The sequence below is a fragment of the Pedobacter sp. 05L430 genome (assembly GCF_056397585.1).
The window spans coordinates 1-5,717 of record NZ_JBFTNT010000276.1 but is presented as its reverse complement, the minus strand read 5'-3'; the positions used below and the strand labels follow the sequence as shown (position 1 = coordinate 5,717).

Sequence of the window (5,717 nt, the reverse complement as noted above, 5' to 3'; positions counted from 1 at the left end):
GAGTAGAGAAACTGACTTAGCATTTCCAATTTTTCGGCAGGGAATTCCTTTTCAGTTAACCGTGCCTCAAATTCAGAAGAATTACTGGAGAATAGTTCTTCAGGTGTAATTCCAAAATTATTTACCAATGATTCCATTAACAGATCATCTGCCTCAGTCAATTTGCCTTCTAGCTTTAAGCCCATAATACGGGCTAAAACTTGCGCAAGTTTCTGAATTTCTGCTGTAATTAAGTCTCTTCTTAACATATTCTTTACCAGCTACCGCTACTACCACCGCCACCAAAACTACCACCACCAAAGCCTCCGAAGCCACCACCTCCGCCGCCGCCACTGCTACCTCCGCCCCAGCCACCGCCAGAACCTCGGCCAMCGCCTAATAACATACTCCAGAAAAGAGCATCAGCAGCACCACGACCACTGATAACTTGTCCACTGCCACCGCTACCGCCACCTCTTCTAAGGATAATGATTATAACAACAATGATAATGATGATGGCCAACATGCTGCCTCCTTTGCCAGCATCATTCTTCCTTTTTGGATTTTCGTTTTTGTATTCGCCTTTGGTATATTTTATAATAGCATCAGTACCTGCATTGAGTCCCTGATAGTAATCTCCAGTTTTAAAATACGGTTTTATCTCGTTTTCGATAATACGCTTGGCATAGATGTCTGGTAATACCCCTTCCAGGCCATATCCTGTTTGGATAGAGATCTTTCTGTCGCCAAGAGCAACCACGATCATTATCCCATTATTTTTCCCTGAGCTACCAACTCCCCATTTTCTACCCAATTCAAGCGCATATTCGTTAATGTCATAGTCGCCAACAGATTTTAATACAGCTACTGCAATTTGAGTGGAGCTTGAATCATCAAAAGCAACAAGTTTCTGTTCCAATTGTTGCAATTGATCAGCTGAAAGTGTTCCTGTATAATCATTTACCAATTTGGTCGGCTTTGCCGGAAAATCCTGAGCAAACCCAACCAGGGATGTTGTAAGTAAGAATAATGCTACGATTAATTTTTTCATAGCTTATGTGGTTTTATTCTGATCCATAAAAATAATGTCATTTGGCAGTTCATTGATGTCGTCATTTTGCGAAGGGAAAAACGTTGCAAGTTTTTCTCCTGCCAAAATTACGCCTGCTATAATGCCCTGAGCTAAATTGCCAGAGGCAAAATGAGCTTTCATTGCAACTTTAGTTGTTTCCCAGAAATCTGTAGGTACAACTTTATTAATTCCACTATCACCAACTATTGCAAACTTATGATCTACATAAGCCAGGTATATCAATACACCATTATGTCTTGATGTTTTATCCATCCCAAGTTTTGAAAAGTAGGATGTTGCTTTTTCAAATGCATCGCCGCTGCAATGTTTATCTATGGCAATTCTGATTTCGCCTGAAGTGGCTTTTTCAGCATCTGATATGGTTTGGGAAATTAGTTCTTGTTCTTGTTCTGTGAATGGCCCCATAATTGGATTGCTTTTATAAAGATAAGGGTAATGTATGTTTATTCATTTAAACATACATTACCCTTAAATGTTGTTATGGTATATTAGAATTCTACTTTTGGTGCATTTTGTGCACCAGCGTCAGCTTTAAAAGCAGCTTTTTGGCTAAATCCGAATATGCCTGCAGTAATGTTGTTAGGGAATGATCTTACCTTTGTATTATAAGTTTGAACCGATTCGTTAAAATCTTTACGCGCTACTGTGATACGATTTTCAGTACCTTCCAGCTGAGCTGATAATTCACTAAACTGTTGAGTAGCTTTAAGCTCAGGGTAGTTCTCGGTTAAAACCATCAATTTACCTAATGCCTGACTTAACTGACCTTGAGCAGCCTGATATTTTTGCATATTCTCTTCAGTTAATTTATCAGGGTCTATTGTGATCTGGCTTGCTTTAGAACGTGCTTCAATAACCTGAGTTAATGTACCCTGTTCAAACTTTGCTGCACCTTTAACTGTGCTTACAAGGTTAGGGATCAAATCAGAACGGCGTTGATATTGTGTTTCAACCTGTGCCCATTTGGTTTTTACATCCTCATCCAGTTTAACCAAGCCGTTGTAACCACAACCACTTACTGCCACTAATAAGACTAAGATTCCTACAATTACTAAAACTACTTTTTTCATATTTTTCTGTTTTGTTTTTCAGTGTTAATTTACGCATTAGAACTCAATTTCTGTACCTTTGTTACAGTTCAGTAGAAAAACCTGACAACAATAACGCAAAAAGACATCTAAATTACGCTGGCTCTGGCAAAAATCAATGATAAAATCGCCGATGTGCAAACCTTTAGAAAACCCGAAATGGTGGTATTTCTCAATGTAAAGCCTATAAAATTCTTAAAAGATTAAATAACCGCTTTCAAGAAAAGTAATTTTCGAAGGGAGGATGAAGCAATTTTTTCGCTGTAAAATAACTGACATAATTACAATTCGTGTACTGCCAAAAGAAGTCAGAAGCTTTCAAATTTATATTTAATGTTTAAAATAGTAAGGATCTTTTAATGTTGTAAGATGTACCTTTGCATCAATTCAGGATAAAAACCTGACGATAATTATGCAAAAAGACATTGAAATAACGCTGGCTCCGGAAGAGACCGACAACATAACTGCGATTAAGAAAAACCTTTCGGAAGCTTTAAAAATTGATCTTTCCCGAATTGGCGGATATAGAATCCTTAAAAGATCAATTGATGCCCGTTCAAGAAAAGTAATATACAGGCTACAGGTAAGAACATTTATCGATGAACCGTTATTAACCGAATCGTTTGTTGTTAACTATAAGAATGCTAGCAATGCGAAACATGTGGTTATTGTGGGTGCTGGTCCGGCCGGATTATTTGCAGCACTTCAGTGTATCGAAAACGGATTAAAACCAATAGTGCTTGAACGTGGTAAGGACGTAAAACAACGAAGGAGGGATTTAGCAGCAATAAACAAAGAAGGTATTGTAAATACTGAATCTAATTATTGTTATGGTGAAGGGGGAGCCGGAACTTATTCAGATGGAAAATTATATACCCGATCCAATAAGCGTGGGGATATTAATAAAGTGCTTCAGGCCTTTGTTCAGCACGGCGCTGCGGAAGATATTCTTGTTGATGCCCGCCCCCATATCGGTACAAATAAATTGCCCCATATAATTACTGCAATTAGAGAAACAATTTTAAATGCAGGAGGGGAGGTGCGTTTCGACCAAAAAGTAACGGACGTTTTAATTGATTTTGGAAAGATAAAAGGTGTAGAGATTAACGGAGAAGAGAAACTATTGTCTGACGCTGTTATTCTAGCCACCGGGCACTCAGCAAGAGATATTTATGAATTGCTTCATAAAAAGAATATCCTTGTTGAAGCCAAACCATTTGCCTTGGGAGTAAGAATAGAGCACCCTCAGTCTATTATAGATGCGGCTCAATACCATTGCGATATCCGGAGTGAATTTTTGCCTCCGGCTTATTATAGTTTAGTTGAGCAGGTTGGTGCCAGAGGCGTGTTCTCGTTTTGTATGTGCCCGGGAGGGATAATTGCCCCTTGTGCAACGTATGCTGATGAAATAGTTGTTAATGGATGGTCGCCATCAAAAAGGAATAATCCATATGCGAATTCCGGAACGGTAGTGCAAATAACGCTTGATGATGTTAAGGGCGAGGATCCGCTAAGAATGATGCATTTTCAGTCGGAAATAGAGAAAACTGCTTTCAGGCTTGGTGGGGGAGATCTGGTTGCGCCTGCCCAAAGGATGGTTGACTTTGTAGAGGGTCGAATTTCAGTAGATCTACCTAAAAATTCTTATTTACCTGGAACACGGAGTGTAATGCTTAAAGAAACGCTGCCAGATTTTGTTGCATCAAGTCTGAAAAATGCTTTGCCCCTGTTTGGGAAAAAAATGAAAGGTTATTATACGAATGAGGCTATTTTGGTAGGAGTAGAAAGCAGAAGTTCATCGCCAGTTAGGATTCCAAGAGATAAAGAGACTTTTCAACATCCACAGGTTGCGGGCTTATATCCTTGTGCAGAAGGTGCAGGTTATGCAGGAGGTATAGTATCGGCTGCAATTGACGGTGTTAATTGTGCAAATGCAGTTTTAAAGTTTAGCTAAACACATTTACCTTTTATTTGTTGTTTTCGTATGATTGATTTCGCAAATGAGCTTAGAAAAGGATATAGTGGGGATGCCTGGCACGGCAACAGTGTATCCGCTATTATTTCGTCGGTAAGTAAAGATCAAATATTTAAACGACCAATTCCAACTGCACATACCATTGCTGAACTTGTATTGCACTTAACTTCATGGACGGAAGAAGTATTTTCGAGGCTGGAAGGTAACTTGGCCAAGGAACCTGAAAAAGGCGATTGGCCTATGGCTAAAGAAGAAACAATGCAGGAGTGGGATGCCATTTTAAGTGATTTTCGTTTAGCTAATGAAAAACTGCTTAATCTTGCGAGGGAAATTTCTGAAGACCAATGGAGAACAACGGTTAATCAGGTTTCGGGACCTAGAGTGAATTATTTTGAGTTATTCAATGGTTTGGTGCAGCATCATGCTTATCATGCAGGGCAAATCTCATTGTTATTAAAATTTTAGATTGTGAAAAAAACATTAATTATAGGGGCGAGCCCCAATCCGGATAGATATGCCTATAAAGCTGCGCATATGCTTAAATCAAAAGGGCACAACATTATCAATGTTGGTATAAAAAAAGGAGCTGTGGCCGGAGAAGAGATTGAGCAACCAGGGCATCTGCATAATGACATTGATACGGTTACCTTATATATAGGTCCGCATTTGCAGAGTGGTTACTATAACTATATACTAGAAACAAAACCTAAACGAGTTATTTTTAATCCTGGAACTGAAAATCAGGAACTGGAAGAATTGCTGTTGGCAAATGATATTGAGCCGATAGAGGCTTGTACTCTGGTATTGTTATCTACAGGTCAGTACTAKTATATTTTTTTAACGACTTTCCAACGACTCATAGACGACTTTGAAACGACTCTGAACGACCTTTTGTCGTTTGTAAGTCTTTTTGGTGTGAGGTGATAGGCGATAATGTATTATACTTATATGTAGTACTACGCTGTAGCATATTTCATAGATTAGCGCTGGCTCGTCGTTTTTTAAGATAAAGAATTAACCTGATTTTAACTTGCTGTTAATTTTTCTGGTTGTGGTTTAGCGAGTTAGGGATATTTTGTAAGAAATAGTGTGGAAATGTTTGTGTGGTGGCTGAATTTTCCTACTTTTGCATCCCGCTTCGGAGGAAGGGAAACAGTGAAAAAGGAAGGTGAAAAAGAGTTTCAAAAAAGATTTGCAAAACAGAAAAAGATTTCTACCTTTGCAGTCCCAAACAAAACGGGAGTTACCAAACGGAGTTTGTTAACAGAATAAAGAAGATTGAAATAAAGGAATGGTTAAACAGAAAGCGGGGAGCAATACGACCTTGCAGAAACACAGRCCAKGAYTTTAAAGAGATATAAGAAGGGGATCCGTGAGGTGACCCGCGAAGTTCATTAAAGAGATGTCATTTATCAACGTAGCGAGGTAAGAAAGTACAGATTCAAAGTACATGAAACCTGCGCTATTATTTTCGAGTCAAGTTCTGACAGACAATACAAAAACAAGAATACAGACTATTATTAACAAGTTAAGAATGGTCAGCGATTCAAACGATAACATTTTACAATGGAGAGTTTGATCC

At 38.7% G+C, this 5,717-nt stretch carries 6 protein-coding genes and 1 pseudogene; 3 read left to right on the top strand and 4 right to left on the bottom strand.

Annotated elements, in window-relative coordinates:
- The 4 genes from AC1DG9_RS22345 to AC1DG9_RS22330 all read right to left on the bottom strand — a co-directional run.
- On the bottom strand, nucleotides 1-248 hold a 248-nt coding region (locus AC1DG9_RS22345; protein WP_477635263.1), incomplete at its 3' end, for a hypothetical protein.
- A gap of 5 nt (nucleotides 249-253) precedes the next feature.
- Complete coding sequence (locus AC1DG9_RS22340) at nucleotides 254-1,030, bottom strand: TPM domain-containing protein (protein ID WP_477635262.1); 777 nt, start codon at nucleotides 1,028-1,030, stop codon at nucleotides 254-256.
- Nucleotides 1,031-1,033: 3 nt separating this feature from the next.
- Nucleotides 1,034-1,477, bottom strand: a complete 444-nt coding sequence (locus AC1DG9_RS22335) for a TPM domain-containing protein (protein WP_172659413.1) — start codon at nucleotides 1,475-1,477, stop codon at nucleotides 1,034-1,036.
- 83 nt (nucleotides 1,478-1,560) lie between these two features.
- A complete protein-coding gene (locus AC1DG9_RS22330; protein ID WP_048903749.1) occupies nucleotides 1,561-2,142 on the bottom strand; it encodes a LemA family protein in 582 nt (193 codons plus the stop codon).
- A gap of 430 nt (nucleotides 2,143-2,572) precedes the next feature.
- On the opposite strand from AC1DG9_RS22330, the gene AC1DG9_RS22325 reads away from it, so the two are divergent.
- The 3 genes and pseudogenes from AC1DG9_RS22325 to AC1DG9_RS22315 all read left to right on the top strand — a co-directional run.
- Nucleotides 2,573-4,114 carry an NAD(P)/FAD-dependent oxidoreductase gene (locus tag AC1DG9_RS22325; protein ID WP_477612183.1) on the top strand — a complete coding sequence of 514 codons (1,542 nt, stop codon included), beginning with the start codon at nucleotides 2,573-2,575 and terminating at the stop codon, nucleotides 4,112-4,114.
- Nucleotides 4,115-4,144: 30 nt separating this feature from the next.
- The gene (locus tag AC1DG9_RS22320; protein WP_172659415.1) at nucleotides 4,145-4,600 is read left to right on the top strand and encodes a DinB family protein; all 456 of its coding nucleotides are present in this window, start codon (nucleotides 4,145-4,147) and stop codon (nucleotides 4,598-4,600) included.
- 3 nt (nucleotides 4,601-4,603) lie between these two features.
- Nucleotides 4,604-4,960: pseudogene (locus AC1DG9_RS22315) on the top strand (CoA-binding protein); the annotation flags it as partial.
- Nucleotides 4,961-5,717 lie beyond the last annotated feature (757 nt).

Excerpts from the sequence above, each read along its gene's own strand:
- AC1DG9_RS22330 (WP_048903749.1), bottom strand. The coding sequence starts at position 2,142 with ATGAAAAAAGTAGTTTTAGTAATTGTAGGAATCTTAGTCTTATTAGTG.
- AC1DG9_RS22335 (WP_172659413.1), bottom strand. The coding sequence starts at position 1,477 with ATGGGGCCATTCACAGAACAAGAACAAGAACTAATTTCCCAAACCATA.
- AC1DG9_RS22325 (WP_477612183.1), top strand. The coding sequence starts at position 2,573 with ATGCAAAAAGACATTGAAATAACGCTGGCTCCGGAAGAGACCGACAAC.
- AC1DG9_RS22320 (WP_172659415.1), top strand. The coding sequence starts at position 4,145 with ATGATTGATTTCGCAAATGAGCTTAGAAAAGGATATAGTGGGGATGCC.